Source organism: Dactylosporangium sp. NPDC049140 (assembly GCF_040648435.1).
On record NZ_JBEZDS010000029.1, the window covers coordinates 1 to 22,764 of the forward strand.

23 protein-coding genes are annotated in these 22,764 nt (G+C 74.7%); 4 read left to right on the top strand and 19 right to left on the bottom strand.

Going from position 1 to position 22,764, the window contains the following annotated elements; all coding sequences use genetic code 11:
* Positions 1–257 precede the first annotated feature (257 nt).
* Positions 258–728: a CoA-binding protein gene (locus AB0B76_RS35610; protein WP_360383749.1), complete on the top strand. Its 471-nt coding sequence runs from the start codon at positions 258–260 to the stop codon at positions 726–728.
* 57 nt (positions 729–785) lie between these two features.
* Here AB0B76_RS35610 and AB0B76_RS35615 read toward each other — a convergent pair whose 3' ends face one another.
* Genes AB0B76_RS35615 through AB0B76_RS35630 form a run of 4 tightly spaced genes read right to left on the bottom strand, consistent with a single transcriptional unit; the run spans position 786 to position 3,115 of the window.
* Positions 786–1,007: a hypothetical protein gene (locus AB0B76_RS35615; RefSeq protein ID WP_360383752.1), complete on the bottom strand. Its 222-nt coding sequence runs from the start codon at positions 1,005–1,007 to the stop codon at positions 786–788.
* A gap of 20 nt (positions 1,008–1,027) precedes the next feature.
* Entirely contained in the window at positions 1,028–1,540 is a 513-nt protein-coding gene (locus AB0B76_RS35620; RefSeq protein WP_360383754.1) for a DsrE/DsrF/DrsH-like family protein, read from the bottom strand.
* A gap of 13 nt (positions 1,541–1,553) precedes the next feature.
* Complete coding sequence (locus tag AB0B76_RS35625) at positions 1,554–1,868, bottom strand: TusE/DsrC/DsvC family sulfur relay protein (protein WP_360383757.1); 315 nt, start codon at positions 1,866–1,868, stop codon at positions 1,554–1,556.
* Positions 1,869–1,873: 5 nt separating this feature from the next.
* Positions 1,874–3,115 (bottom strand): FAD/NAD(P)-binding oxidoreductase, encoded by a 1,242-nt coding sequence (locus AB0B76_RS35630; RefSeq protein WP_360383760.1) that lies wholly within the window; start codon positions 3,113–3,115, stop codon positions 1,874–1,876.
* Positions 3,116–3,457: 342 nt separating this feature from the next.
* Between AB0B76_RS35630 and AB0B76_RS35635 the strand changes: the two genes are divergently transcribed.
* Positions 3,458–4,336: a universal stress protein gene (locus AB0B76_RS35635; RefSeq protein ID WP_360383762.1), complete on the top strand. Its 879-nt coding sequence runs from the start codon at positions 3,458–3,460 to the stop codon at positions 4,334–4,336.
* A 170-nt stretch (positions 4,337–4,506) separates the two neighbouring features.
* On the opposite strand, the gene AB0B76_RS35640 is transcribed toward AB0B76_RS35635, so the two are convergent.
* Complete coding sequence (locus tag AB0B76_RS35640) at positions 4,507–5,388, bottom strand: universal stress protein (protein ID WP_360383765.1); 882 nt, start codon at positions 5,386–5,388, stop codon at positions 4,507–4,509.
* 158 nt (positions 5,389–5,546) lie between these two features.
* Between AB0B76_RS35640 and AB0B76_RS35645 the strand changes: the two genes are divergently transcribed.
* Positions 5,547–6,431, top strand: a complete 885-nt coding sequence (locus AB0B76_RS35645; protein WP_360383768.1) for a universal stress protein — start codon at positions 5,547–5,549, stop codon at positions 6,429–6,431.
* 26 nt (positions 6,432–6,457) lie between these two features.
* Here the strand turns inward: AB0B76_RS35645 and AB0B76_RS35650 are convergent, their stop codons facing one another.
* From AB0B76_RS35650 to hypF, 10 genes are all read right to left on the bottom strand, one after another.
* Complete coding sequence (locus AB0B76_RS35650; RefSeq protein ID WP_360383770.1) at positions 6,458–7,036, bottom strand: CBS domain-containing protein; 579 nt, start codon at positions 7,034–7,036, stop codon at positions 6,458–6,460.
* Positions 7,037–7,110: 74 nt separating this feature from the next.
* Entirely contained in the window at positions 7,111–7,608 is a 498-nt protein-coding gene (locus tag AB0B76_RS35655; protein ID WP_360383772.1) for a hydrogenase maturation protease, read from the bottom strand.
* The gene (locus AB0B76_RS35660; RefSeq protein ID WP_360383774.1) at positions 7,605–8,912 is read right to left on the bottom strand and encodes a Ni/Fe hydrogenase subunit alpha; all 1,308 of its coding nucleotides are present in this window, start codon (positions 8,910–8,912) and stop codon (positions 7,605–7,607) included. Before AB0B76_RS35660 ends, AB0B76_RS35655 begins: the two co-directional genes overlap by 4 nt.
* Positions 8,896–9,681 carry an oxidoreductase gene (locus AB0B76_RS35665; RefSeq protein WP_360383777.1) on the bottom strand — a complete coding sequence of 262 codons (786 nt, stop codon included), beginning with the start codon at positions 9,679–9,681 and terminating at the stop codon, positions 8,896–8,898. The genes AB0B76_RS35660 and AB0B76_RS35665 overlap by 17 nt, the downstream gene beginning before the upstream one ends.
* The gene (locus AB0B76_RS35670) at positions 9,681–10,496 is read right to left on the bottom strand and encodes an FAD/NAD(P)-binding protein (protein WP_360383780.1); all 816 of its coding nucleotides are present in this window, start codon (positions 10,494–10,496) and stop codon (positions 9,681–9,683) included. Before AB0B76_RS35670 ends, AB0B76_RS35665 begins: the two co-directional genes overlap by 1 nt.
* Entirely contained in the window at positions 10,484–11,605 is a 1,122-nt protein-coding gene (locus tag AB0B76_RS35675; protein ID WP_360383783.1) for a 4Fe-4S dicluster domain-containing protein, read from the bottom strand. The genes AB0B76_RS35670 and AB0B76_RS35675 overlap by 13 nt, the downstream gene beginning before the upstream one ends.
* 96 nt (positions 11,606–11,701) lie before the next feature.
* Positions 11,702–12,757 (bottom strand): hydrogenase expression/formation protein HypE, encoded by a 1,056-nt coding sequence (gene hypE, locus AB0B76_RS35680; protein WP_360383785.1) that lies wholly within the window; start codon positions 12,755–12,757, stop codon positions 11,702–11,704.
* Entirely contained in the window at positions 12,754–13,863 is a 1,110-nt protein-coding gene (gene hypD / locus AB0B76_RS35685) for a hydrogenase formation protein HypD (RefSeq protein ID WP_360383788.1), read from the bottom strand. Before hypD ends, hypE begins: the two co-directional genes overlap by 4 nt.
* Complete coding sequence (locus AB0B76_RS35690) at positions 13,860–14,120, bottom strand: HypC/HybG/HupF family hydrogenase formation chaperone (protein ID WP_360383790.1); 261 nt, start codon at positions 14,118–14,120, stop codon at positions 13,860–13,862. The genes hypD and AB0B76_RS35690 overlap by 4 nt, the downstream gene beginning before the upstream one ends.
* A gap of 5 nt (positions 14,121–14,125) precedes the next feature.
* Complete coding sequence (gene hypF / locus AB0B76_RS35695; RefSeq protein WP_360383793.1) at positions 14,126–16,486, bottom strand: carbamoyltransferase HypF; 2,361 nt, start codon at positions 16,484–16,486, stop codon at positions 14,126–14,128.
* A gap of 192 nt (positions 16,487–16,678) precedes the next feature.
* Here hypF and AB0B76_RS35700 point away from each other — a divergent pair, with 192 nt between their 5' ends.
* Positions 16,679–19,306 carry a GNAT family N-acetyltransferase gene (locus tag AB0B76_RS35700; RefSeq protein WP_360383795.1) on the top strand — a complete coding sequence of 876 codons (2,628 nt, stop codon included), beginning with the start codon at positions 16,679–16,681 and terminating at the stop codon, positions 19,304–19,306.
* A gap of 14 nt (positions 19,307–19,320) precedes the next feature.
* Here the strand turns inward: AB0B76_RS35700 and AB0B76_RS35705 are convergent, their stop codons facing one another.
* The 4 genes from AB0B76_RS35705 to AB0B76_RS35720 all read right to left on the bottom strand — a co-directional run bounded on the left by AB0B76_RS35705 (position 19,321) and on the right by AB0B76_RS35720 (position 22,679).
* Positions 19,321–20,289: a nitroreductase gene (locus tag AB0B76_RS35705; RefSeq protein ID WP_360383798.1), complete on the bottom strand. Its 969-nt coding sequence runs from the start codon at positions 20,287–20,289 to the stop codon at positions 19,321–19,323.
* An 88-nt stretch (positions 20,290–20,377) separates the two neighbouring features.
* A complete protein-coding gene (locus AB0B76_RS35710; RefSeq protein ID WP_360383800.1) occupies positions 20,378–21,139 on the bottom strand; it encodes a hypothetical protein in 762 nt (253 codons plus the stop codon).
* An 83-nt stretch (positions 21,140–21,222) separates the two neighbouring features.
* A complete protein-coding gene (locus tag AB0B76_RS35715; RefSeq protein WP_360383802.1) occupies positions 21,223–21,684 on the bottom strand; it encodes a cyclic nucleotide-binding domain-containing protein in 462 nt (153 codons plus the stop codon).
* The gene (locus AB0B76_RS35720) at positions 21,681–22,679 is read right to left on the bottom strand and encodes a hypothetical protein (RefSeq protein ID WP_360383803.1); all 999 of its coding nucleotides are present in this window, start codon (positions 22,677–22,679) and stop codon (positions 21,681–21,683) included. The genes AB0B76_RS35715 and AB0B76_RS35720 overlap by 4 nt, the downstream gene beginning before the upstream one ends.
* Positions 22,680–22,764: the final 85 nt, after the last annotated feature.

Here is a 22,764-nt window from a genome sequence, read left to right on the forward strand (position 1 = left end):
TCGCCCTCGCCGCCGCCTACGCCGGCCACACCTGGGGCCTCGGCCGCCTCTGGGCCAAGCTCCCCTTCATCCAGCGCAACCGCTGGCTCATCTGAACTCCGACCGCAAGCGAGGCCCGGGACCGTGTCCCGGGCCTCGACCGTGTCGCCGGCGTCCAGCCGGCCCGGGCACGGGACCATCGGCCCTACCCGGCGCTCGCCGCCGGGCGGACGGTGAGGTGGTGCGAGCTCATCGACGTACTGTCACAGGAGGCGGTCATGCCCACGATGCGAGCAGCGGCGACGCAGTTCCTGGCCCACCGGCGGATCGCGGTGACCGGGGTCTCGCGCAACCCGCGCGACCACGGCGCGAACGTCGTGTACCGGCGGCTGCGGGACCGCGGCTACCAGGTGTACGCGATCAATCCGAACGCCGAGCGGGTCGAGGGCGACGTCTGCTACCCCGACCTCGCATCCGTGCCCGGCGCCGTCGAGGCGGTCGTCATCGGCACGCGCCCGGAGACGGCCGAGGCGACCATGCGTGAGTGCGTGACACTGGGCATCGGTGACGTCTGGATGCACCGCGGCTTCGGCGCCGGCAGTGTTTCGGCGGCCGCCACGGAGTACGGCCGCGCGCACGGCGTCACGGTCATCGACGGAGGCTGCCCGCTGATGTACGGCCCCACCGCCGACACCGGGCACAAGGTGATGCGCTGCCTGCTGGCCGGGTCCGTGCCGAAGCACGTGTGAACGAAACGGGAGCATCCCGAGCCGGAGGCGGGGCGAGCCGCCGGCTCGGGATGCGGCTCAGCCGGCGAGCGACTTGAGCACGTCGTAGACGAGGAACGCCGGCCACGCAAGGGCCTTCAGGACGCCGAGCACGCCCACCCAGAACCCGTCGGCCTGCTGGATGTAGTACACCAGTGCGCCGATCAACCCGATTCCGTAGACCGCGTCGCCCCCGCCCCCGCCCCGGCCGCGGCCCGAGTTGCGCCACCGTCGCTCCTGCGCGTTCGGCGCAGTCACCATGTCTCCCGCCTCCTCCGGTCTCAGATGAACAGCAGCTGGGCGCCGGCGGACTTCTCGATGAAGTCGGCGGCGTTGATGATCCCCTCGACCGCGTCGTACAGGTCGTCCCCGGTCAGGTGCATCATGTCCGCGGACATCCGGCACGCCCACAGGTGCCCGCCGGACGCGACGATCTGCTCGAGAAGCTCCGGCACCCCGGGTACGCCCACGTCGGCGATCTGCCGGTGCATCATGCGGGTGGCCATCGTGGTCATGCCGGGCAGCGCCCCCAGGGCCTGGGGCACGTGGGTGGCGGTGTTGCCCAGCGGCGTGAACTGCAGGTGGCCCATCCGGGACTTGGTGATGATGTCGAAGCCCCAGAACGTGAAGAACAGATGCGTCTCCACGCCCTCGCCGAGCGCGGCGCCGGCCAGGACCAGCCCGGGGTAGGCCATGTCGAGGTTGCCCTTGGAGCAGATGATGGCGAGCTTGCGCCCGGCGCCGGCCCCGTCGTCGAAGTTGGGCACGATCGCCGGTGCGGTTTCCGTGTTCATGGCGCAGCTCCCGTCACACGCAGCCGTGCGGCTTGGGCAGGCCGGCGATGTACGCCAGCTTCTTGGCCGGCTTCTTCGGGAACAGCCGGAAGAGTTCCTTGATCGGGATGCCGCCGACGGTGGAGATCCGGCGCAGCGTGGCGGTCTCACCCTGGACGGCGTAGTCCTCGCGCAGGAAGCTGATCGCCTTCCAGTGCGCCTCGGTCAGGTTGATGCCGATCTGCGACGCGAGCCGCTCGGCCAGCTCGGAGTCCCATTCGTCGAAGACGGTCAGGAACCCCTCGGGGTCGACGTGGACGCTGCGCCCGGCGACGGTGGTGACAGGCATGACGGTCACTCCTCGATGGTGGGGCGGTGTTTGCCGGCCATCGACATGTGCGCCGGCAGCGGGACGGGGCGGCCCGGCAACAGGACGTTCCAGTACATCCAGCGGAACGCGAGCTTGCCCCAATGGTTGGCACCGGTCTCCCGCAGGAGCCGGAACGGGCCGAGGCCCGGCAGCGGATACGAGCCGGGCAGCGGCTCCGTTTCGTAGTTGAAGTCGATGAGCATCGCCTTGCCGCCGCCGGACTCGACGAAGCAGTTCGCGTGGCCGTCGAACGATCCGGTCATCGGCCGGCCCGCGGCGTACTGCACGAAGTTGTCCACGAACACCTCGACGGCGAAGTGCGCCACGGAGCCGGCCTTGGAGGCCGGAATGTCGTTGGCGTCGCCGAGGGCGAAGACGGCGTCGTCGGTCTTGGCCAGCAGCGTGCGCCGGTCCACCGGTACCAGGTTCAGCTCGTCGCCCAGCCCCGAGCGCGCTACGTACTGCGCACCCATGTTCAGCGGGACGGTGACCAGCAGGTCGAACGGGATCTCGCGCTCGTCGTACGAGACGAGCGAGGTGCCGTCGACGCGTTCCACGAGGAAGTCCGACTCGACCGCAATCCCGCGCTCGCCGAGCATCGTGCCCAGCCGGGCGGCGGCGATGGGCTTGGTGAACGCGCCCGGCAGGGGCGTCGCGTAGACGAGCTCGACCCGGTCCCGCAGGCCACGGCGGCGAAGGAAGTCGTCGGCGAGGAGGATGAACTCCAGCGGCGCGACCGGGCACTTGATCGGCATGTCGGTGATGTGCACGACGAGCCGGCCCCCGTCGAACGCCCGCAGGGCGCGGGCGAGCGCGAGGGCGCCGTCGTAGGTGTAGAAGTCGAAGATCCGTCTCCGCCACTCGCCGCCGTCGAGCAGGCCCGGCGTCTGATCCGGGCGCGGCGTCACCCCGGTCGCGACGATCAGATAGTCGTACAGCAGTGAACGGCCGTCGGTCAGCCAGACCTGATGCTCCGCGGTCGCGACCCGGGCTACCTCCCCGCGGACGAGCTCGACCCCGTCGGCGATGAGCGACCGGACCGGCCGCACCACCTGGTCCGGCGTGTACATCCCGAAGGGCAGGAACAGGTACCCGGGCTGGTAGAAGTGGCGCTCGGCGGTCTCCACCACGGTGATGCGCCACTCTGTGCGCGACAGCCGGCGGTGCAGCTTGTTCACCACCATCGTGCCCGCGGTACCGGCGCCGAGTACGAGCAACCGTCGCATCACGCCACCTCCTGGAGCATCGCCCACACCCGGACCGTAGGTCGGCGGGCCGGGCGGACCCAGGGAAGAAAGTCCCGCCGGGCCGGGACCTCGGACCGGCGGGCGACACCGGCACCGACGGGTGCGGCCAGGAAACGCCCGGTAAGGGTCCTTCGCCCGTGTTCCCGGCCGGCCCTCGGCCGCTACATTGCGACACTCGTGACGGTTCCGCGACGTCGCAGTCCGGCGGGCGGCCGTTCACCCCCGGATATCACCCACCGCCGCGAGGGCCGGTGAGGGTGCGGGCGGCCCGGCCGCGCAACGCTGAAACTGACCCGCCACCCCCACACACGGGAGGTCGTCATGGTTCCGGAACACAGTGTCGTCGTCGGGGTCGACGGTTCCCGGCCGAGTCTGGACGCGGTCGCCTGGGCGGCGGCCGACGCGTCACGGCGCGGCCGGCCGCTGCACATCCTGCACGCATATGTCTGGCCGGCCGTCTACGCACCGCTGGCCGCGCCGGCTCTCGCCCCCTACGAGCAGGGCCTGCGCGAGGTGGGCGAGCAGACCCTCGCCGCGGCGGAGAACCGGGCCCGTTCCGTCGTCCCCGGCATCCGGCTCGCCACCGCCATGCCGGTGCAGTCGCCGGTGCCCGCGCTGCTCGAGGCCTCCCAGCACGCCGACGTCGTCGTGGTCGGCCACCGGGGCCTCGGCGGCTTCGCCGGGCTGCTGCTGGGCTCGGTCGGCGTGCAGCTCGCCGCGCACGCCGCCTGCCCGGTCGTCATCGTGCGCCACGACGAGGGGCCCGCCGGGCCCGAGGCCGGCCGGGTGGTCGTCGGGGTCGACGGCTCGGGCGACGCCGACCATGCGCTGCACTTCGCGTTCGAGCAGGCGTCGTACCGCGGCGTCGGCCTCACCGCCGTGCTGGCGTACCTGTGGCCGGCCTCCACCGGGCCCGCCGACCTGCTGCCGCTGCCCTACGACACCGGCGCGCTGCGCGAGGAGGAGCGGCGCGCGCTGGCCGAGTCGACGAGCGGGTGGGCGGAGAAGTACCCGAACGTCGATTTCCGGCTGGCCGTCGTGAGCGGCCGATCGGCCCCCGTGCTCACCGAACGGTCGGCGGGCGCCGAACTGATCGTCGTGGGCTCCCGTGGGCGGGGCGGGTTCGCCGGGCTGCTGCTCGGTTCGGTGAGCCAGACCGTCATCCACCACGCCGCCTGCCCGGTGGCCGTGGTCCGATAGCGCCGGGCTCGCGACCCCTACGCGCTGCCCGGCGCTCGTCGTCGCCCCACGCAGTTGTTGGAGGAGCACGATGTTCGAGGACGGCCCGATCATCGCCGTACAGATCCGTTTCATCGCCGGGGTCGACATCTCGAGCTGACCACGTGCGCACCTCGGCGACGTCGCGGCGGTCACGGTTCCGCCCCGGGTCCGGTCGTGGCGTGCGTGACGAGCACCGGGCAGTCCGAGTGCTGCAGCAGCCGCAGGCCCACCGAGCCGAGCAGCAGGCCGGCAACGCCGCCGTGACCGCGGCTGCCCACCACGACGAGCCGGGCCCGCGCCGACCGTTCGCACAGCATCTCGCCGGCGTCCCCGGCGACACCGTGGAACTCCCACGGCACGCCGTGGTGCCGCCGGGCCTCTTCGCCGACGCGCGTGGCGGCCTCCGCCGACATGGCCCGACCGGCCTCGGCGATGTCGTACAGCAACGGCGGCAGGCCGAGCGCCGGCGGCGCGAGCGGTGTCTCGATCGCGCGCACCGCGACCAGGTCGGCCCCGCGCCGCCCGGCCTCGGCGAAGGCCAGCCGGAGCGCCGCGACCGCCGACGCCGAGTCGTCGACGCCGACCAGGACGCCGCCGTCGGGGTCCGGCCGGCCCCGGACGACGGCGACGGGGCATGCCGAGTGCATCGCGACCTGCTGGCTGACCGAGCCCAGCACCGCGCCCGCCGCCCGATGCCGGCCCCGCGTGCCGACGACCAGAAGGTCCGCGCCGGCCGCCGCACGCAACAGCACGTCGGCCGGGTGACCCGGTACCGCCTCGGCCCGGACGTCCACGCCGGGGGCGGCGGCGCGCGCCTCCCCGGCCACGTCGGCCACGAACATGTCCGCCAGCCGCCGGGCGGTCTCGGCCGGGCCGCCGCGCGGTGCGAGGGCCGCCGGCATCCGCCAGTGGTACGCCAGCAGTACACGCAGGGGCGTACCGCGCAGGGCGGCGGTGGTGGCCGCCCATCGCAGCGCCGCCAGCGATGGCTCTCCGCCGTCGACGCCGACCACGACACCCTCGTCGACCATGTGATCCACCTCCATCGTCGCCGCGGGCCGACGTGCCCCCGCGAACGCCGATCATGCGCCCGCGGCCGCATTCGCGTGACTTTCGGCCTTGTCACTCTCACCCCTCGCGGAGGCAGCATGAGGTTGGAGGAGCTTCAGGACCGACGAGGAGGACTCCGATGACATACAGATACGGTCCGGTCGTCGCCGGGTTCGACGGCTCGGCCCACAGCCTGGGCGCGCTGCGGTGGGCCGCCGACGAGGCGTGCCGGTGCACCCGGACGCTGCAGCTCGTCACGGTGCTGCCCGAAGAGGCCGGCGAAACCCCCGCCCGGGACATCGCGCAGCGGGCGGCCGAAGAGGCACGGCGCTGGCGGGTCGGCGTCGCGGCGATCGCCGAGATCCGCCACGGCTCGCCGACGGACGTGCTGCGCGAGCTCGCCCAGGACGCCCGGCTGGTCGTGGTCGGCGGGCAGGGCGCCAACGCCGCCGAGGACCGGCCGACGGGCTCGGTCAGCCGGGCGCTGGCCGCCCGGGCGGACGCACCGGTACTCGTCGTGCACGCAGCCGACCGCTGGGCCGGGCCAGAAGCGAAGCTGCCGCTGGCGGCTCCCGTCGTCACGGGGTTCGACGGTTCCGACTCCGGACACCGGGCGCTGCGGCTGGCCTTCGAGGAGGCCGCGGCGCGCGGCCTGCGGCTCGTCGTCGTGCAGGCGTGGGCCCATCCGGACCTGTGGCGGCCGGGTTCGGTGCGCGGCTGCGACCTCAGCGCCCACGAACGGGTCGTCCACGAGGCACTGTGCGAGGCCACCGCGCGCTGGCACGCCGAGTTCCCCCTGGTCGACGTCGAGGTACGCAGCGAGCCGGGCGACGCCGTCCGAGCGCTGGCGGTGGCCTCGCAGTGGGCCGGGCTGATGGTCGTGGGAACCCGCTGTCCGGCCGACCGGGTACAGCCGGGCAGTCCGTCGGTCGCCGGGCGTGTACTGCAGCACGCCGCCTGCCCGGTGCTCGTCGCCCACGGACCCGCCGGGGCCTCCGCGCCACGGGTGATGCACGCGGCCTGAAGCCCCGACCGGCCGCCGGCCAGGGCTCAGGCGGTTCCTGCCGAGACATGGACACCGGCGATGCCGGCCGTCGTGCGGACCAGCGCCTCGGCCACCGCCAGCTCCTTGTCGTCGTCGAAGCGCCCGTCGACGGTCGCGACGCCGTCCTGCACGGCGACCGGCCAGCGCCGCCGGCCGCCCGCGTAGTTGTCCAGACGCCGCTGGGCCTCCTGCTCGGCGGCGGCGTCGCACGGCACCAGCGTGCGCAGTACGTCACAGCGGCTGACCACCCCGACGACGTGCTCCTCGTTGACGACCGGCACCGTGTGGGCGTCGCGCTGAACCATGACGGCGGCCAGATCCGCGACGTCGGCCTCGGGCCAGGCCGTCACCGGCAGACCCCCCATCACGTCACGCACGAACGACGGCTCGCCGTCCCGCCTGCTCACCGACGCCGCCTGCCGCAGCACGTCGCGCTCGCCGACCATGCCGACCAGCGTGCCCCCTTCGTCGACGACGGGGACCGCGGTGATCGAATACCGTTCCAGCAGCGCCACCGCGTCCGCGACCGGTGCATCGGCGCGGACGGTGTGCACCGGGGTACTCATGATGTCCTTGGCGCGCATCTTCGTCGCACCTCGCTTCCCGTGCTTGCGGATTCTCCGTACACCTTCATCGTCTTCGGCCGCGTGCCGATCGTTCAGGGACCTTGGTCCGCAGTCGCCGTGGCCCAGGTCCGGACTTCCGCGGCGACCTCCGCCGCCACCTTGTCGGCCGCCCGTTCCACAGCGGGCGACAACCCGGCGCCGTATCCGAGGTCGGCGGCCTCGATCGCGAACACCAGCATGCGGGCCGGCAGCCGCCCCAGCTCCCCGGCCAGCCGAACGGCGTCGCCCAGGGCCACTGTGTGCGTGCTGGACGAGCCGCGGTCCGGCTCGAGCGGCCCGGGCACCGGCCAGGCGGTGACGAGACGGTGGACCTGTCCCGGGTGCGGCGGCCGGATCCGGACGGCGTCGACGAGCACGGCCAGGCGGCGTTGTTGCCACAGCAGGATGAGCGCGCACGCCTCGCCGTCGCTCTCGGCCAGCGTAACGCCCGGCAGCCCGGCGGCCCGCAGCCGCGCGACGACCGCCGGCCCGACCCCGTCGTCGCGCCGGTACGGGTTGCCGACCCCGATGACCACCGCGTCGGGCCTCATGTCCGCTCCACCGTCAGGTCGAGAAAGTGCGTGGCGCAGGAGATGCACGGGTCGTAGTTGCGGATGGCCTGCTCACACGCGGCGGTGAGCCGGGCGTCGCCGAGGTCGAGCCGGTCCTGCACGAAGCGGCGCAGGTCGTCCTCGATCGCCGGCTGGTTCTGCGACGTGGGTGGCACGATCCGGGCGCCGCGGATCGTGCCGGCGCCGTCGAGCTCGTAGCGATGGAACAGCGTGCCGCGCGGCGCCTCGGTGGCTCCGTAGCCGGTGGCGGCCCGCGGCGGCACCGGCACGTGGGGCGGCTCCGGGGGACGGTAGGCCTCGATGAGGCGCAGCACCTCGTCCACCGCATAGACGAGCTCCACCGCGCGGACGAGGATGCTGCGGAACGGGTTGTCGCAGCGGGGGCCGAGGCCGGCCGCCGCGGCCGCCTCCTTGGCCAGCGGGGACAGCACGGCGTGGTTGAGCGCGTAGCGGGCGACCGGGCCGGTCAGATAGGCGCCGGCCCCGCCCCCGGTGAGCGACGCGTGCAGGGCGGTGGAGTGCTCCGCCTGGGTCTCCACGATGTTCCGCTCGAAGTCCTGCACCCGGAACGCCCGCCCGGTCGACGTGCGGGGCTCGCCCCGATCGATCGGGTAGCGCCCGGTATCGGTGAGGGCCAGCAGCTCACGACCGGTCGTGAAGTCGGGGAAGTCGAAGCCGGCGACCCATTCGACGGTGGCCAGGGCGTGATCGAGCGCCGGGCGCAGCGTGTCACGGGCCAGCGCCCGCAGATCCTCCGGGGCCGGGGCCCGGTAGAAGCCGCCGACCCGTACGTTGACGGGATGGATGGCGCGGCCGCCGACGAGTTCGAGCACCGCGTTGCCGGCCTGCTTCAGGGCCAGTCCGCGCTCGACGGCGCCGCGGTGGTCGCGGGCCATCTCCACGACGCCGGGGTACCCCAGGAAGTCCGGCGCGTGCAGCAGGTACACGTGCAGCGCGTGGCTGGAGATCCACTCACCGCAGTACAGCAGCCGGCGCAGCTCGGCGATCGGCGCCCCGACCGCGACCCCGCACGCGTCCTCGATGGCCAGGCAGGCGCTCATCTGGTACGCCACCGGGCAGATGCCGCAGATCCGCGCGGTGATGTCGGGGGGCTCGGTGTGCCCGCGCCCGCGCAGGAACGCCTCGAAGAACCGCGGCGGCTCGTAGATCTGCAGCCGCACATCGGTCACGGCCCCGCCGTCGATCCGCACGTGCATCGCGCCCTCGCCCTCGACCCGGGCGAGCGCGCCGACATGCAGTGCGCGATCATGCCGGTGCGTCATCGTCGTTGCCCTTCTCGGCCCCGGCCCGGAACTCGGGCCGGGCGGCATGGAAGGTGCGGAACACCCGGGCCACCCCGTCCGCGGGCATGCCGTTCGCGCGGAGCGACGCGACCATAGCGTCCGTGTTCGGCTGCGCCATCGGCCCGAAGCAGCCATAGCAGCCGCGGCCGTAGGCGGGGCACAGCGCGCCGCATCCGGCGCGGGTCACCGGGCCGAGGCAGGGCGTGCCGTTCGCGACGGTGACGCAGGTCGTACCGCGCACCTTGCACTCCTGGCAGACGCTGTGCACCGGCAACGCGGGACGGCGAGCGGTCAGAACCGAGGTCAGCACGTCGAGGAGCTGGCGGCGGTCGATCGGACACCCCGGCAGCTCCAGGTCGACCGGCACGTGGGCGGCGATGGGCGTGGACCGGGCGAGCGTGGAGATGTACTCGGGCCGGGCGTAGACGAGGGCCCGGAACTCCTCGACGTCGGCGAAGTTGCGCAGCGCCTGGATGCCGCCGGCGTTGGCGCACGCCCCGATCGTCACCAGCATGCGGGAGCGGTCGCGGATGTCGTGGATGCGGGCCACGTCGTCCTCGGTGGTGACGGAGCCCTCCACCAGCGACACGTCGTACGGGCCGGCCACCTGTGCCGAGGAGGCCTCCAGGAAGTGCGCGATCTCGAAACGCCCGGCGAGAGGCAGCAGCTCGTCCTCGCAGTCGAGCAGGGTCAGCTGGCATCCGTCGCAGGATGCGAACTTCCACACGGCGAGCTTCGGCCTGGCCATCACAACTCCTTCACCGACAGCAGCGGTACCGCGACATCGCCCGGAACCACCGGACCGTCCCGGCACAGCAGCAGCGGACCCAGCTGGCAATGGCCGCAGTGGCCGATCCCGCAGTGCATGTTGCGCTCCAGCGACAGCCACACCCGGTGCTCGGCGACACCCAGGCCCTTGAGGCCGCGCACGGCGAAGCGCATCATCACCTCGGGCCCGCAGACGTACGCGAAGGTTTGCGCGGGATCGCCGCGCAGCAGCGGGTACAGCGCCGTCACGACGCCGACCCGCCCGGTCCAGTCCGAGCCCGCCCGGTCGACGGTGGTCAGCACGTCGATGCCCGCGGCCCGCCAGGCGTCGTACTCGTCGTTGTACAGCAGGTCCTCCGGGGTTCGGGCGCCGATGAGCACCGCCACCCGGCCGTAACGATCGCGCTCCGCGGCGGCGTGGCGCACCATCGGGCGCAGCGGCGCCAGCCCCAGACCGCCCGCGACGACGACCAGATCGGCCCCGGCCGGCGCCGGCAGCTCCCAGCCCCGGCCGAACGGCCCGCGCACCCCCAGCGTCCGGCCGGGCTCGGCCCGGTACAGGGCCGCGCTGGTGGCGCCGACCGCCCGCACGGTGTGCAGCAGGCCGCCGACGCCGTACCGCCCGGAGACGGAGATCGGCACCTCGCCCACGCCGAACGCGTACAGCATCGCGAACTGCCCGGGCCGGAAGACCGGCAGTGGCCGCTCGACCGGCTCCAGGGCCAGGGTGGCGGTGTCCGCGGTCTCGTCGACGCGGTCGGCGACCCGGTAGCGGGCCGGGGTCATGGTGTGCATGCGGCCTCCTCCGGTCCCGCCGACGCGTGCTCGTGCAGGGCGTGCAGCTCCGCGGTGACGTCGATGCCGACCGGGCACCACGCGATGCAGCGGCCGCAGCCCACGCAGCCGGACTCGCCGAACTGGTCGTGCCAGGTGCCGAACTTGTGGCTGAGCCATTGCCGGTACCGCGAGTCGCGGGAGACGCGGACCGGCCCGCCGTGCAGGTGGCTGAAGTCCAGGTCGAAACAGGACTCCCAGGTCTGCCAGCGCTCGGCGTGGTCCCCGCTGAGATCGGTGGTGTCCGTGACCGACGTGCAGAAACAGGTGGGGCAGACCATCGTGCAGTTGCCGCAGGCCAGGCACCGCTCGGCCACGTCGCTCCACTGCCGGTCGTCGCGGCGCGCGGCCAGCAGGGTCCGCAGGTCGGTCTCCGGCAGCGTCCGGCCCATCCGCGTCGCCGCCGCGCGCACCGCGCCGGTCGCGGCCTCGACGTCGTCCGGGGCGGCGGGCTCGGCCGACAGCCGGCCGAGCAATGCCGCGCCCTCCGCGGTGCCCGGTGTGGCCAGGTAGGTGCCGTCGGCCCGCTCGTCGAGGACGATGTCGTGGCCCGTCTCCGCGCCGGGTCCGCCGCCGGCGGCCACGCAGAAGCAGGTGCCGCCCGGCTCGGTGCAGTTGACCGCGATGACCAGCAGCCCGGCGCGGCGCGTGGCATATCGCCGCCCGTTGCCGAGCACGTGGTCGAGGACGCCGATCGCGCGCAGGTCGCAGGGGCGGACGCCGAGCAGCGCAAGCCGGCGCGGGGCCGGCTCGTCGTCTGTCACGCCGACGTCGTCGCCGGCCCGGGAGGCCGACCAGAGCCGCTCGCGGGGCGGGTGCAGTACCTGCTTCCAGGACTGCGGCCCGGCGGTGTGGGTGAACGCGAGCCGCGGGTCGCCGGGCCGCAGCCGGTACGTCCCGGCCTCGACCTCGGTACGCCGGCCGTACGGCAACTGCGCCGCGTCGTCGAGCTCGACGAGCTCGATCGCCCCGTTGCGCACCGCCGGGCCGACGATCGCCCGGCCGTCCTCCCGCAGCACGGTGAACAGCGCATGCAGGTTCGGCAGCAGTACCGCGTCGGTGCCGGTCATCGCGGTCCCCTTCGAAGGAGCCTGGTTCCATCGCACCGCCGGCGGCGGGCGAACGACAGGGCCGTCCGGCCCCCCGATCCCGGGCCGGACGGCCGGTCAGCAGATCCGCGGCAGCTGCTCGCCGACAAGCATGTCGACGATGCGGCGGCCGCCCGTGAGCGTGCGCATCACCACGCGCCCGGGGTGCTCGGCGACGACCCGGCCCAGCCGTACGGCACCCTGCCCCTCCCCGGTCGAGCGCATCGCGGCCACCAGCGGCTCCGCGGTCTCGGCCGCGGCGAGCGCGACCAGACAGCCCTCGCTCGCCACGTGCAGCGGGTCGAGGCCGAGCAGGTCGCAGGCGGCCGCAACGGACGGGACGACCGGCACCGCCCCCTCGTCGATCTCGATACCGACGCGGGAGGCGCCCGCGATCTCGTTGAGCGCCGACGCGAGGCCGCCGCGGGTCGGGTCGCGCATCGCGTGCAACGCCGGGCCGGCCGCGTCGAGCATCGCGGCGACCAGGCGGTGCAGCGGCCGCGTGTCCGAGGCGATCTCGGACTCGAAGCCGAGCGCCGCCCGGGCGCCGAGGACGGTGATCCCGTGCGCGCCGATCGGGCCCGACAGCAGCACGGCGTCGCCGGGCCGGGCGGCCGCGGCGGACACGGTCACCCCGGGCCGCCGCTGGCCGATGCCGGTGGTGGTGACGAACAGGCCGTCCGCCGCCCCCCGCCCGACGACCTTCGTGTCGCCGGTCACGACGCGGACATCGGCGGCCGCCGCGGCGGCACCGGCGGCGGCGCAGATGCGGCGCAGGTCCTCGATCGGGAAGCCCTCCTCGATGACGAACGCCAGCGCCAGCGCGGCTGGCGCCGCTCCCATCATCGCCAGGTCGTTGACGGTCCCGTGCACCGCGAGCGTGCCGATGTCGCCCCCGGGGAAGAACAGCGGATCGACGACGAACGCGTCGGTGCTCAGGACGAGCTCGGCTCCGCCGACGGCCAGCACCGCGCCGTCCTCGGCCACCGCCTCCGCCGAGCCGAACGCGGGCAGCACCACCTCGCGCAGCAGCTCGGCGGAGAGCCGGCCGCCGCTGCCGTGGCCCAGGAGCACTGCGTCGCCCGCGGCGGGCGGGGCCGGGCACGACACCCGGGCCGGGTCGGCGACGCTCATCGCGGCCTCCCGTCGACCGCCGCGAGCCGACCGGCGCCGTAGAACGCTGCGCAGGTGCCCTCGGCCGACACCATTGGCGCACCGAGCGGCGTGCGCGGCGTGCAGCCGATGCCGTACGCGGCACAGTCCGTCGGCACACGGGTGCCGCGCAGGATGTCGCCGGCGATGCATTCGGGGTGCTCCCGCCCGGACGGGCCGGTGGCCGGGAAGCGCAGCTCGGCATCGTAGCCGGCGAACTCCGCGGCCAGCATCAGGCCGCTGGCCGGGATCGTGCCGATCCCCCGCCAGGCCCGGTCGCCGACGCGGAAGACCCGGCGGATGGCGTCCTGGGCCGCCCCGTTGCCGGCGCGGTGCACGGCCCGCACGTACTGGTTCTGCACCTCCGCCCGGCCGTTCTCCAGTTGCCGCACGGCCATGAGCACCCCCTCCAGCAGGTCCAGCGGCTCGAAGCCGGTCACCACGATGGGCACTCGGTAGCGGGATGCGATCGGTTCGTACTCCGTCCAGCCCATCACCGCGCACACATGCCCGGCGGCCAGGAAGCCCTGGACCTGGCAGTCGGGCGCGTCGAGGATGGCGGTCATCGCCGGCGGGACCAGGACGTGGCTGACGAGCAGGCTGAAGTTGGCCAGCCCGAGCCGGTGCGCGTGCAGGACCGCCATGGCGTTGGCCGGTGCCGTCGTCTCGAAGCCGACCGCGAAGAACACCACCTGCCGGTCGGGCCGCTCGGCGGCGATGCGCACGGCGTCCAGCGGTGAGTAGACGACCCGGACGTCGGCCCCCCGCGCCCGCAGCTGCAGCAGGTGGCTCCCGCTGCCGGGCACCCGCAGCATGTCCCCGTACGAGGTGAAGACGACGTCGTCGCGCGCCGCGATCTCCAACGCCCGGTCGATCATCTCCAGCGGCGTGACACACACGGGACAGCCGGGGCCGTGGATCATCCGCAGCCCGTCGGGCAGCAGCTCGTCGATGCCCTGGCGGACGACCGTGTGGGTCTGCCCGCCGCACACCTCCATCAGGGCCCAGGGGCGGGTGACCGCCGCGGCGATCTGTTCGAGCAGGCGCCGGGCGAGGGCAGGGTCGCGGTACTCGCTGAGATATTTCACCGCTCCACCTCCGGCGTGAGCTCCCGCTCCAGCGCGTCGCCCATCTCCCGCAGCACGTCGAGCGTGCGCCGCGCCTCGGCCTCGTCCAGCCGGCCGATCGCGAAGCCCACGTGCACGACGACGTAGTCACCGACCCGGGCATCCGGCACGTAGGCCAGGCAGACCTCGCGCCGCACGCCGTCGAAGTCCACCGTGCCCATCGTCACGCCGGAGTCGCGCTCGATCGCCGTCACCCGGCCCGGTACTCCCAGGCACACGGCGCTCACCCCCGTCCCGTCCGGGCCGCGGCGACGGCGGCCTGCCCGTGGCTGATCCCGCCGTCGTTGGGCGGCACCCGCTCGTTGATCAGCGGTCGCAACCCGGCCGCGGAGAGCCCGCGGACCAACGCCTCGAGCAGCACGCTGTTCTGCATCACACCGCCGGACAGGCACACCGTCGACGTCCCGTGGGCCTCGGCGGCGTTCGCGCAGACGGCGACGGTCACCGCGACGATGGTGGCGTGGAAGGCCGCCGCCAGCCGGCCGGTCGGGATGCCGTCGCGCGCCGCCTCCAGCAGCCCCAGCAGCGTCGGTACCGGGTCGTACACGACCAGGTCGTCGCGGGTCACCAACCGCCACGGCAGCGGCGCCGCGCCCGCCTCGCCGGCGGCGTGCGACTCGAGGACGGCCGCCGCCTCGCCCTCGTAGGTCGCGTCGTCGCGCAGCCCGAGCAGAGCCGCGACGGCGTCGAACAGCCGCCCGGCGCTCGAGGCCAGCGGGCAGTTGACGCCGGCGGCCACCATCCGCCGCACGGTCCGTACCTCGCCGGTCGGCAGCCGCCGGAGGAAGGGTCCGGCCAGCCGCACCGCCCGATCGCGGGCACGGTCGTCCAGCGACTCGGCCCCGAACAGGTACCCCAGCGCCATGCGGGCCGGGCGGCGCACCGCCGCCTCGCCGCCTGGCAGCGGGGCGCGCCCGAAGCGGGCCACCCGCCGGTAGGAGCGCAGGTCGGCCAGCAGGACCTCACCGCCCCAGAGCGTGCCGTCGTCGCCGAGGCCGAGACCGTCGTAGGCCACGCCGAGGTACCGCCCGGTGAGCCCGTGCTCGGCCGCGCACGACGCGACGTGGGCGTGATGGTGCTGGACCCCGATCCGCCGAGCGCCCGGCACCGAGTGGGCGAACTGCGTGGACAGGTAGCCGGGGTGCAGGTCATGCGCGACGACCCGCGGCTCGATGCCGGTGATCCGCGACATACGCGCGAGGCTTTCCGTGAACGCCGCCATCGTCTCCTGACACTGCAGGTCGCCGGTGTGCGGGCCGACGACGGCCAGGTTCGCGCGCACGAGGGCGAAGGTGTGCTTCAACTGGGCTCCCACGGCGAGCACCGGCTCCCCGGCGGCGACCGGCAGCTCGATCGGCTCCGGGGCGTAGCCGCGGGCGCGGCGTAGCACGGACGGGCGGCCTGCGACCACCCGGGCCACGGAGTCGTCGTAGCGGGCCCGGATCGGGCGGTCGTGGTGCAGGAATCCGTCGGCCAGCCCGGCCAGCCCGGTCTCGGCCCCGGCGGTGTCGATCGCGATCGGCTCGCCGGCGAGGTTGCCGCTGGTGACCACCAGCGGCCGGCCGACGTCGCGCAGCAGGAGGTGATGCACGGGCGCGGCGGGAAGGAACAGCCCGATCCGGTCGACGCCGGGGGCCACCGCGCTCGCCGTGGGGGCGTCCGGACGGACACGGAGCAGCACCACCGGACGGGCGGGCGACACCAGCAGGGCCTCCTCAGCCGGTCCCGGCCGGGCGAGGTCGCGGGCCGCCGGAAGGTCGACGACCATGACGGCGAACGGCTTGCCGGGCCGGTGCTTGCGGGCGCGGAGCCGTCGCACGGCCGCGTCGTCGGTGGCGTCGCACACGAGCTGGTACCCGCCGAGACCCTTGATCGCCAGGATGCCCCCGCGCCGGACGAGATCCTCCGCGGCTCGCAGCGCCGGATCGCCGTACAGGTCGCCGGTGGCCCCGTGCGCCCGCCAGCGCAGCACCGGTCCGCAGCCGGGGCAGGCGATGGGCTCGGCGTGGAAGCGCCGGTCCTGCGGGTCGGCGTACTCGGACGCGCACCGCACGCACAGCGGGAAACGGCGCATCGCGGTGCGGGCCCGGTCGTACGGCAGCGCGTCGACGATCGTCGCGCGCGGACCGCAGTCGGTGCAGTTGACGAACGGGTACCGGTACCGGCGGTCGCCCGGGTCGAACAGCTCCGCCAGGCACGGTTCACACGTCGCGAGGTCCGGCGGAACACGGCCGGGCGGCCGCGGTCCGGTGTCCCGGGCCGGGGCCCGCGACGGCGACGGGTCGATCCGGAAGCCGGTGCCCGGGGCCGGAGCCGCCGCCGACGGCTCGCCCACGCGGACCTCGCAGACCCGGGCGTGGGCCGGCGCATCGGCCCGCAACCGGGCGGCCAGCTGCCCCATCGCCGCGGCCGGTCCGGCCGCCTCCACGACGACCAGGCCACCGTCGTTGCGGACCCACCCGTCGAGACCGAGCGCGCGGCCCAGGCGGTGGACGAACGGCCGGAACCCGACACCCTGCACGGTGCCCGTGATCTCGATGCGGCGTGCCATCCGCGGCGGCGGCGTCGCCGGTTCGCTCGACATGCACCCTCCGCCCGGTCGACGATCCCTGCGGCCCGAGTCTCGTCCCGGCCGGGTTCCGGCGGCGCGGATCCGGCCTGGTTCACCCCCTTATCCCTGCGCCGGGCGGGACCCACGGGTAGCCGGCCGGGGACCTTCGGCCCGACCGGAGCCGGGGACGAGGGCCGACAGTGGAGAACAGGGAGGTACACCGCGATGGACGACGCCACCGACTGCCTGACCATGCACGGCCGCATCGTGCGGATCCGCCCGGCCGGCCCGGATGACGGCCCGGCGCTGCTCGCCCTGCACCAGCGCCTCTCGACACGCAGCCGGTACCTGCGATTCTTCAGCGCCGGCGCGGCCCTGGACGCTGAGGTGCGCCGGCTCGTGCGCCCCGCCGGCCCCGACCATCTGAGCCTGCTCGTCGAGGACTCCGGCGCCGTCGTGGGGGTCGGGTCGTACGAACGCACCGACGACGACCGCGCCGAGTTCGCGCTCGTCGTCGCCGACGAACGGCACGGCGAGGGCCTCGGCACGCTGCTGCTGGAGCGCCTCGCGGCCGCCGCGCGCCGCGCCGGGATAGCCGAACTGGTCGGCGAGATCCTGCCGGAGAACGCCGCCATGCTCAAGGTCTCCGGCGACCTGGCGCCCGGCGTGGCGCGGCGGTTCGCCGGCGAGGAAGGCGCGGTCCGCGTCTGCGTGCCCACACTGCCCGACGAAGCGGCCCTCGCCGCCGTCGCGGCCCGCGACCGCACCGCCGAGCACCACTCGCTGCGCGCCCTGCTCGCACCGGCGTCGGTCGCCGTCATCGGCGCCGGGCGGCGGCCCGGAGGCATCGGCCACGAGGTTCTCGCCGCGCTGCGCGACGGCGGCTACACCGGAGCGCTGTACGCGGTCAACCCGCACGCCGATCGGGTGCACCGGGTCCCCGCCTACCCGTCGGTGGACCGCATCGACGGCGGCGTGGACCTCGCGGTCGTCGCCGTACCGGCCGGGGCCGTGCCCGGCGTGATCGGCCAGTGCTGTGCGGCCGGCGTTCGCGCCGCCGTGGTGCTCACCGACGGCATCGGGGCGGCCGAGCAGGCGGACATGGTGCGCACCGCCCGGGCCCACGGCATGCGGATCGTCGGCCCGAACTGCCTCGGTGTGATCAATACCGATCCGTCGGTGCGGCTCACCGCCGCCTTCAGCCCCGCGGCCCCGGCCCAGGGCGGACTTGCGGTCGCCACCCAGTCCGGCGCCGTCGGCGTGGCCATCCTCCAGGAGGCCGCCCGCTCGGGCGCCGGCATCTCCAGCTTTCTGTCGCTGGGCAACAAGGCCGACGTCAGCGGCAACGACCTGCTCGCCTACTGGTACGACGACCCGGCCACCCGCGCCGTCGCGCTGTACCTCGAGTCGTTCGGCAACCCGCGAAGGTTCGCCTGGACCGCGCGGGCCCTGGCCCGCCGCAAGCCCGTCCTGGCCGTGAAGAGCGGACGCTCCGAGGGCGGCCGGCGGGCCGGCGCGTCGCACACGGCCGCGGCGGCCGCGCCGGACACCGCGGTCGGCGCGCTGTTCGACCAGGCGGGCGTGATCCGCACCGACACCCTCGGCGAGCTGCTCGACGCCGCCCGCGTGCTCACCGACCAGCCGCTGCCGGGCGGGCGCCGCCTCGCTGTCGTCGGCAACGCGGGCGGCCTCAACGTCCTGGCCGCCGACGCGGCGGACGCCGCCGCGCTCACACTGCCCGGACGGGTCGGCCAGGCGGCGAACCCGGCCGATCTCGGCGCCGGGGCCGGCGCCGGGGCGCTCGACGGCGCGGTCCGTGCCGCGGCGCGCTGCGGCGACGCGGACATGCTCGTCGTGACCGTCGTCGCCACCCGGACCAACGACTGGACGGCACTGCTCAACGCGGTGGCGGCCGCCCTCGACGACACCCCGGACATGCCGGCCGCCGTGGTCGTGGTCGGCGCCGACGGCGCGCCCCGCAGTCTGGGCCGGCGCCGGGTACCGGTGTTCGACCTGCCCGAGCCGGCCGTGCGGGCCCTCGGCCGGGCGGCGCAGTACGCGGCCTGGCGCCGCGAGCCGCTCGGCGACCGGCCGCGGCTGTCGCGGATCGACGGCGGCCGGGCCCGCGCCGTCATCCGGGACGCGCTCACCACCGGCGGTGGCTGGCAGCCCGCCGCGACCGCCCGGTCGCTGCTGGGCGCCTACGGGATCGCGGTCCTCGACACCCGGGTGGCGGCCGACGCCGACGAGGCCGTCCGCCACGCGGCCGCCATCGGCTACCCGGTCGCCGTCAAGGCGGCCGCGCCCGGCCTGGTGCACAAGACCGACGTGGGCGCGGTACGGCTCCAGCTGGCCGACGAGGCCGCCGTCCGGGACGCCTTCGCGAGGATCGGCGCCGCGCTCGGCCGCCCGGCGCCCGTCGTGGTGCAACCGATGGCCGCACCGGGTGTGGAGCTGGTCGCCGGTGTCGTTCACGACCCGCTGTTCGGTTCGCTGGTGATGCTCGGCCTCGGCGGGGTGCACACCGACTTGCTCGGCGATCGCGTCCTGCGTCTGCTGCCCGTCACCGACCGCGATGCGCCGGCCATGTGGCGCGGGCTGCGCGGGGCGCGGCTGCTGACCGGCTACCGGGGGGCGCCGCCCGCCGACACCACCGCCCTGGAGGACCTGCTGCTGCGGCTCGGCCGCCTCGCCGAGGACTTCCCGGAAGTCGCGGAGCTCGACCTCAACCCGGTTCTCGCGGCGCCGGACGGCTGCACCGCAGTCGACGTCAAGCTGCGGCTGGCCGCGATCGGGAGCGAGCCCGAGCCGTACGGCCGCCAGTTGCTGCGGCGCGAGCCGGCCGCCCGGTGAACGGGCGGCCGGACTCAGGCCTCGATGACGTCGGCGATCGGGCGCCGGTTGGTGTAGCAGGTCGTCGGCGCGTACCCGAAGCGCAGCACGATCTGCGGCTCGTGGATCCGCCCGACCGCTTGGCGGAGGCGCTCGCGGGTCTCCGGCACCTCGACCGCCTGCGAATACATCGCGGTGGCCAGACCGAGATCCGCGGCCGTGAGCAGCACGCACTGCAGCGCCATGCCCACGCGGACCGCCTCGTCGGGGCCGTCGCCCAGCCCGCCGAGGACCGCCACGGCTGGTCGGCACGACAGGTCGCGCGTCGCCTCATGGCCGAGGCCGCCGAAGTCACGCCGGGTCAGGATCTCGGCCGGGTGCGGTGCGGCACCGGCGGCGTACGGCCCGATGCCCTCGACGCTGTGGTTCGCCCCGGTCGTCCACGCGTGCAGCTCCGCCGTGTACGCCCGGTCGGCCCGCAGCCGGGCGTCCGCGCAACCGATGAGTTCGGCCACTACGACGAGCGCCTGGTCGCCGAGGACGAAATCCAGCCAGCCACCTTCGCTGCGGGCCGCCTCGGCCAGCCGCGCGGGTGCGACAGCATCGACCGGACGGTCGGCGAACGGGCCCCGATTGGTGTGGCGGCGGGCAATCTGCCAGTGCAGCCGCCGCTCCATCGGGGTCGCCGGGCGCGGCGGAGCGGGCCACAGCCGTAGCACCGTGGACCCGGAACCGAGCTGGAACCGGGCCGGCAGGCCGGCTGCGACGGCGAGGCCAAGCCTCAGGTTGTACGCGGCCGCGCCGCACGACATGCGCGCCATACGGCCGTCCGGGTCGCAGACCGCCAGCCGGCGGCGCTCGTCGAGCAGGACCTCGAGACCGTCGCCGGTATGCCGGAAGCGCCATGGCTGGCTGTTGTGGATGGAGGGGGCCAGGACGGCGTCACCGACCGCGGCAGTGAACGCCTCGGGCCTCCAGGTTGCCGGCGTCGTCAACGTAGTCATCACCGCACCTCCTGAGCACGCACGGCCGCCAACTCCACAATGCACTGCGAATCGGGCACCGGCGAGGGCCGTCGGTCCCGAATCGCCCTCAGCGCACCGCGATGTCGATCGCGACCGTGTACCGCATCTGACCGTCGGCAAGGACGCGGACGACCTCGTAGGCGCGGACCTGGGGCTGCGGGTTGCTGTGGACCGGCCAGCCGACGCCGATGCCGTACGTCACGACGCCCTCGAAGTCGCCGGCCGGCGCGTAGTCGGTCATCCGGGTCAGGTGCAGCGGCCGGCTCGGCTTCGTCAGGATGCTCGAGTCCGTGCCGCCGGCGTTGTGGGCCTGCGCCTGCCGGAACATCACGCGCAGCACACCGTTGCCTTTGACAGGGACCGGCTGCCCAGTGCCGTCGCCGATGAGCTGGTCGGCGAACGCGAAGCTGTAGCCGGGCATCGCGGTGGTGAAGGTGAACGACATCCGGTCGTAGGCCCGCTCGCCTCCGGTACCCGGATGGCTCGCGGCACCGATGGCGGCGAGCCTGGGCACCGGCGGCACGGCGTAGTCGTGCCGCACGACGGCGGGTGAGCCCACGTCGTTCGGCCAGTGCCACGGATAGGTCACCGTCGCCGACACGACACGGCCGGTCATCGTCGGCGTCACCTCGGTGGGTGAGGCGACCGGCGGCCCCACCGCGGACGGCGACGGCGCCGGTGACACCGCGGGACCGACGGAGACGGCCGCGCCGGCGGAGCGGCCCGGACCGGCCGGGCCCGCCGAACCGCCGCCCCGCGCGCACGCCGCCGGTGCGAATGCGATCAGCCCGGCGGTGGCGAGGACGGTCAGTTTGCGAAGGGGAGTCATCACGTCCTCCAATCAACGAATACGGATGCCCTCCCCTCGACTGCACCTCGCATCGACCGGGTCCGCCAGAGGCGTTCGTCCCGTCAGCCGGGTGCCCGGTAGAGATCCAGCAGGCGCATCCGGGTCGCCTGCATCCGTTCCACCACCACCGCCATGAAGCGCGTGGTGAGCTCGTATCCGAGCACCGGATCGGCCCCGCACAGGGCGCGCACGCCGGCGCCGTCGAACGCGATGCTGAGCACCGGGCTCACCGCCTCGGCGCCGAAGTGCCAGCGGTACGGCGGGAAGAGCCACGACCAGCCGAGCACGCTGCCCGGCCCGAGCGTCTCGATCACGACCTCGCCCCGGCCGGGCACCTGCGTGCGGAGGCTGACGGTACCTTCGCGGATCAGCCACCAGCGCCGAGCGTCGCCGTTCTCCTCGAAGATCCTCGTGCCGGCCCGGAACGGCGCGCGCCGGGCCCATCGCGAGAGCTGCTCGATCTGCTCCGCCGGCAGCCCGGCGAGAAACGGGTGCGCGGCCAGCAGATCAACGGTCGTGATCATGACGGTCCCCTGTCGTTCGAAGCCCACTCCGCAGCGTCGTCCCGGCCGGATCGCGGCGTGGCCGGTTGGCCGGACCTCACCCCGTCACCCATGGTGATCAGGTCGAATGCCGCCGGCTCGCCGCCGTCGGCCGCGCAGGCGAGCGCCGCCCGCACCCGCCACGCGTCGGCCGCCAGCACCGCGGCCGCCCCGAGCGCCGGGCCGGGGCCGAACCCGCCCCGGCGCAGCAGCGCGCGCCCGTCCGCCTCGAGCCTCCGCCACCAGGCGGACTCGCCGAGCCAGAGGTCCGGCGGCCGGCGCACGAAGGCGAACGGCCAGGCGGCCCGGGCCGGCAGCGCCGCCACGAACCCGGCGAATGACGCCGCGCCAACCGCCGGGCCGATCAGCGGTACCGGCGGCGACACATCGGACCCGGCCAGCCAACGCTCCCGGGCGACGAGCAGCGCGACCCCGCCTGCCGCCCATGCTTCGGCGCCCGGCACGTCGGCCATCCGCCGGGCCCAGGACAGCCGCATGGCCACCGCGGCGCCGCGATCGGTGCCGGGATCACCGCGGCACCAGCCCGCGGTGGCGAGCTCGGCCCGCAGCGCCGCGGCGGTGCCCATCCTCGCCAGCCGCGGCCAGGCCGTGGCCAGGGCGCCCAGCTCGAACGCGGGGCCGGCCGGGCGGCCGCCCAGCCCGCGCAGGCGCCGGTCGACGTTGACGATCTCGAACCAGCCGGCGGCCGCGCGCAGCGGCTCGGCGCCGCCGGGCGGCAGCCAGCCGGCCAGGACGCGCAGATGCCACAGCAGCGTGGCCGCGACCGCGTCCTGGGCCTCGACCAGCGACTGACCGGGCCGCACATCACGGCCGTACGCGGTGCTCGCGAGCGCGTCCAACGCCGGGGCGAGGCCGGGGCGCACCGCCACGCTGCGCGCGGCCGCGCCGAGGCGGCGCCGGGCCAGTCCCTGGGCCCGGACGGACCCGGCGACATTGGCGGCCCCGCCGGTACTCACGTATCCAGCATCCGGTCCCGGCCCACCCCGGGCCAGTGCCGATCGCCCCGGACGGCCGGACCGGGCGGCCCGCGCGGGGTGACCT

Excerpts from the sequence above, each read along its gene's own strand:
- AB0B76_RS35610 (WP_360383749.1), top strand. The coding sequence starts at position 258 with ATGCCCACGATGCGAGCAGCGGCGACGCAGTTCCTGGCCCACCGGCGG.
- AB0B76_RS35640 (WP_360383765.1), bottom strand. The coding sequence starts at position 5,388 with ATGGTCGACGAGGGTGTCGTGGTCGGCGTCGACGGCGGAGAGCCATCG.
- AB0B76_RS35615 (WP_360383752.1), bottom strand. The coding sequence starts at position 1,007 with ATGGTGACTGCGCCGAACGCGCAGGAGCGACGGTGGCGCAACTCGGGC.
- AB0B76_RS35710 (WP_360383800.1), bottom strand. The coding sequence starts at position 21,139 with ATGACTCCCCTTCGCAAACTGACCGTCCTCGCCACCGCCGGGCTGATC.
- AB0B76_RS35675 (WP_360383783.1), bottom strand. The coding sequence starts at position 11,605 with ATGACCGGCACCGACGCGGTACTGCTGCCGAACCTGCATGCGCTGTTC.
- AB0B76_RS35630 (WP_360383760.1), bottom strand. The coding sequence starts at position 3,115 with ATGCGACGGTTGCTCGTACTCGGCGCCGGTACCGCGGGCACGATGGTG.
- AB0B76_RS35700 (WP_360383795.1), top strand. The coding sequence starts at position 16,679 with ATGGACGACGCCACCGACTGCCTGACCATGCACGGCCGCATCGTGCGG.
- AB0B76_RS35655 (WP_360383772.1), bottom strand. The coding sequence starts at position 7,608 with ATGAGGCCCGACGCGGTGGTCATCGGGGTCGGCAACCCGTACCGGCGC.
- AB0B76_RS35660 (WP_360383774.1), bottom strand. The coding sequence starts at position 8,912 with ATGACGCACCGGCATGATCGCGCACTGCATGTCGGCGCGCTCGCCCGG.
- AB0B76_RS35670 (WP_360383780.1), bottom strand. The coding sequence starts at position 10,496 with ATGCACACCATGACCCCGGCCCGCTACCGGGTCGCCGACCGCGTCGAC.
- AB0B76_RS35705 (WP_360383798.1), bottom strand. The coding sequence starts at position 20,289 with ATGACTACGTTGACGACGCCGGCAACCTGGAGGCCCGAGGCGTTCACT.
- AB0B76_RS35620 (WP_360383754.1), bottom strand. The coding sequence starts at position 1,540 with ATGAACACGGAAACCGCACCGGCGATCGTGCCCAACTTCGACGACGGG.
- hypF (WP_360383793.1), bottom strand. The coding sequence starts at position 16,486 with ATGTCGAGCGAACCGGCGACGCCGCCGCCGCGGATGGCACGCCGCATC.
- AB0B76_RS35665 (WP_360383777.1), bottom strand. The coding sequence starts at position 9,681 with ATGGCCAGGCCGAAGCTCGCCGTGTGGAAGTTCGCATCCTGCGACGGA.
- AB0B76_RS35715 (WP_360383802.1), bottom strand. The coding sequence starts at position 21,684 with ATGATCACGACCGTTGATCTGCTGGCCGCGCACCCGTTTCTCGCCGGG.
- AB0B76_RS35625 (WP_360383757.1), bottom strand. The coding sequence starts at position 1,868 with ATGCCTGTCACCACCGTCGCCGGGCGCAGCGTCCACGTCGACCCCGAG.
- AB0B76_RS35635 (WP_360383762.1), top strand. The coding sequence starts at position 3,458 with ATGGTTCCGGAACACAGTGTCGTCGTCGGGGTCGACGGTTCCCGGCCG.
- hypE (WP_360383785.1), bottom strand. The coding sequence starts at position 12,757 with ATGAGCGTCGCCGACCCGGCCCGGGTGTCGTGCCCGGCCCCGCCCGCC.
- AB0B76_RS35650 (WP_360383770.1), bottom strand. The coding sequence starts at position 7,036 with ATGCGCGCCAAGGACATCATGAGTACCCCGGTGCACACCGTCCGCGCC.
- AB0B76_RS35645 (WP_360383768.1), top strand. The coding sequence starts at position 5,547 with ATGACATACAGATACGGTCCGGTCGTCGCCGGGTTCGACGGCTCGGCC.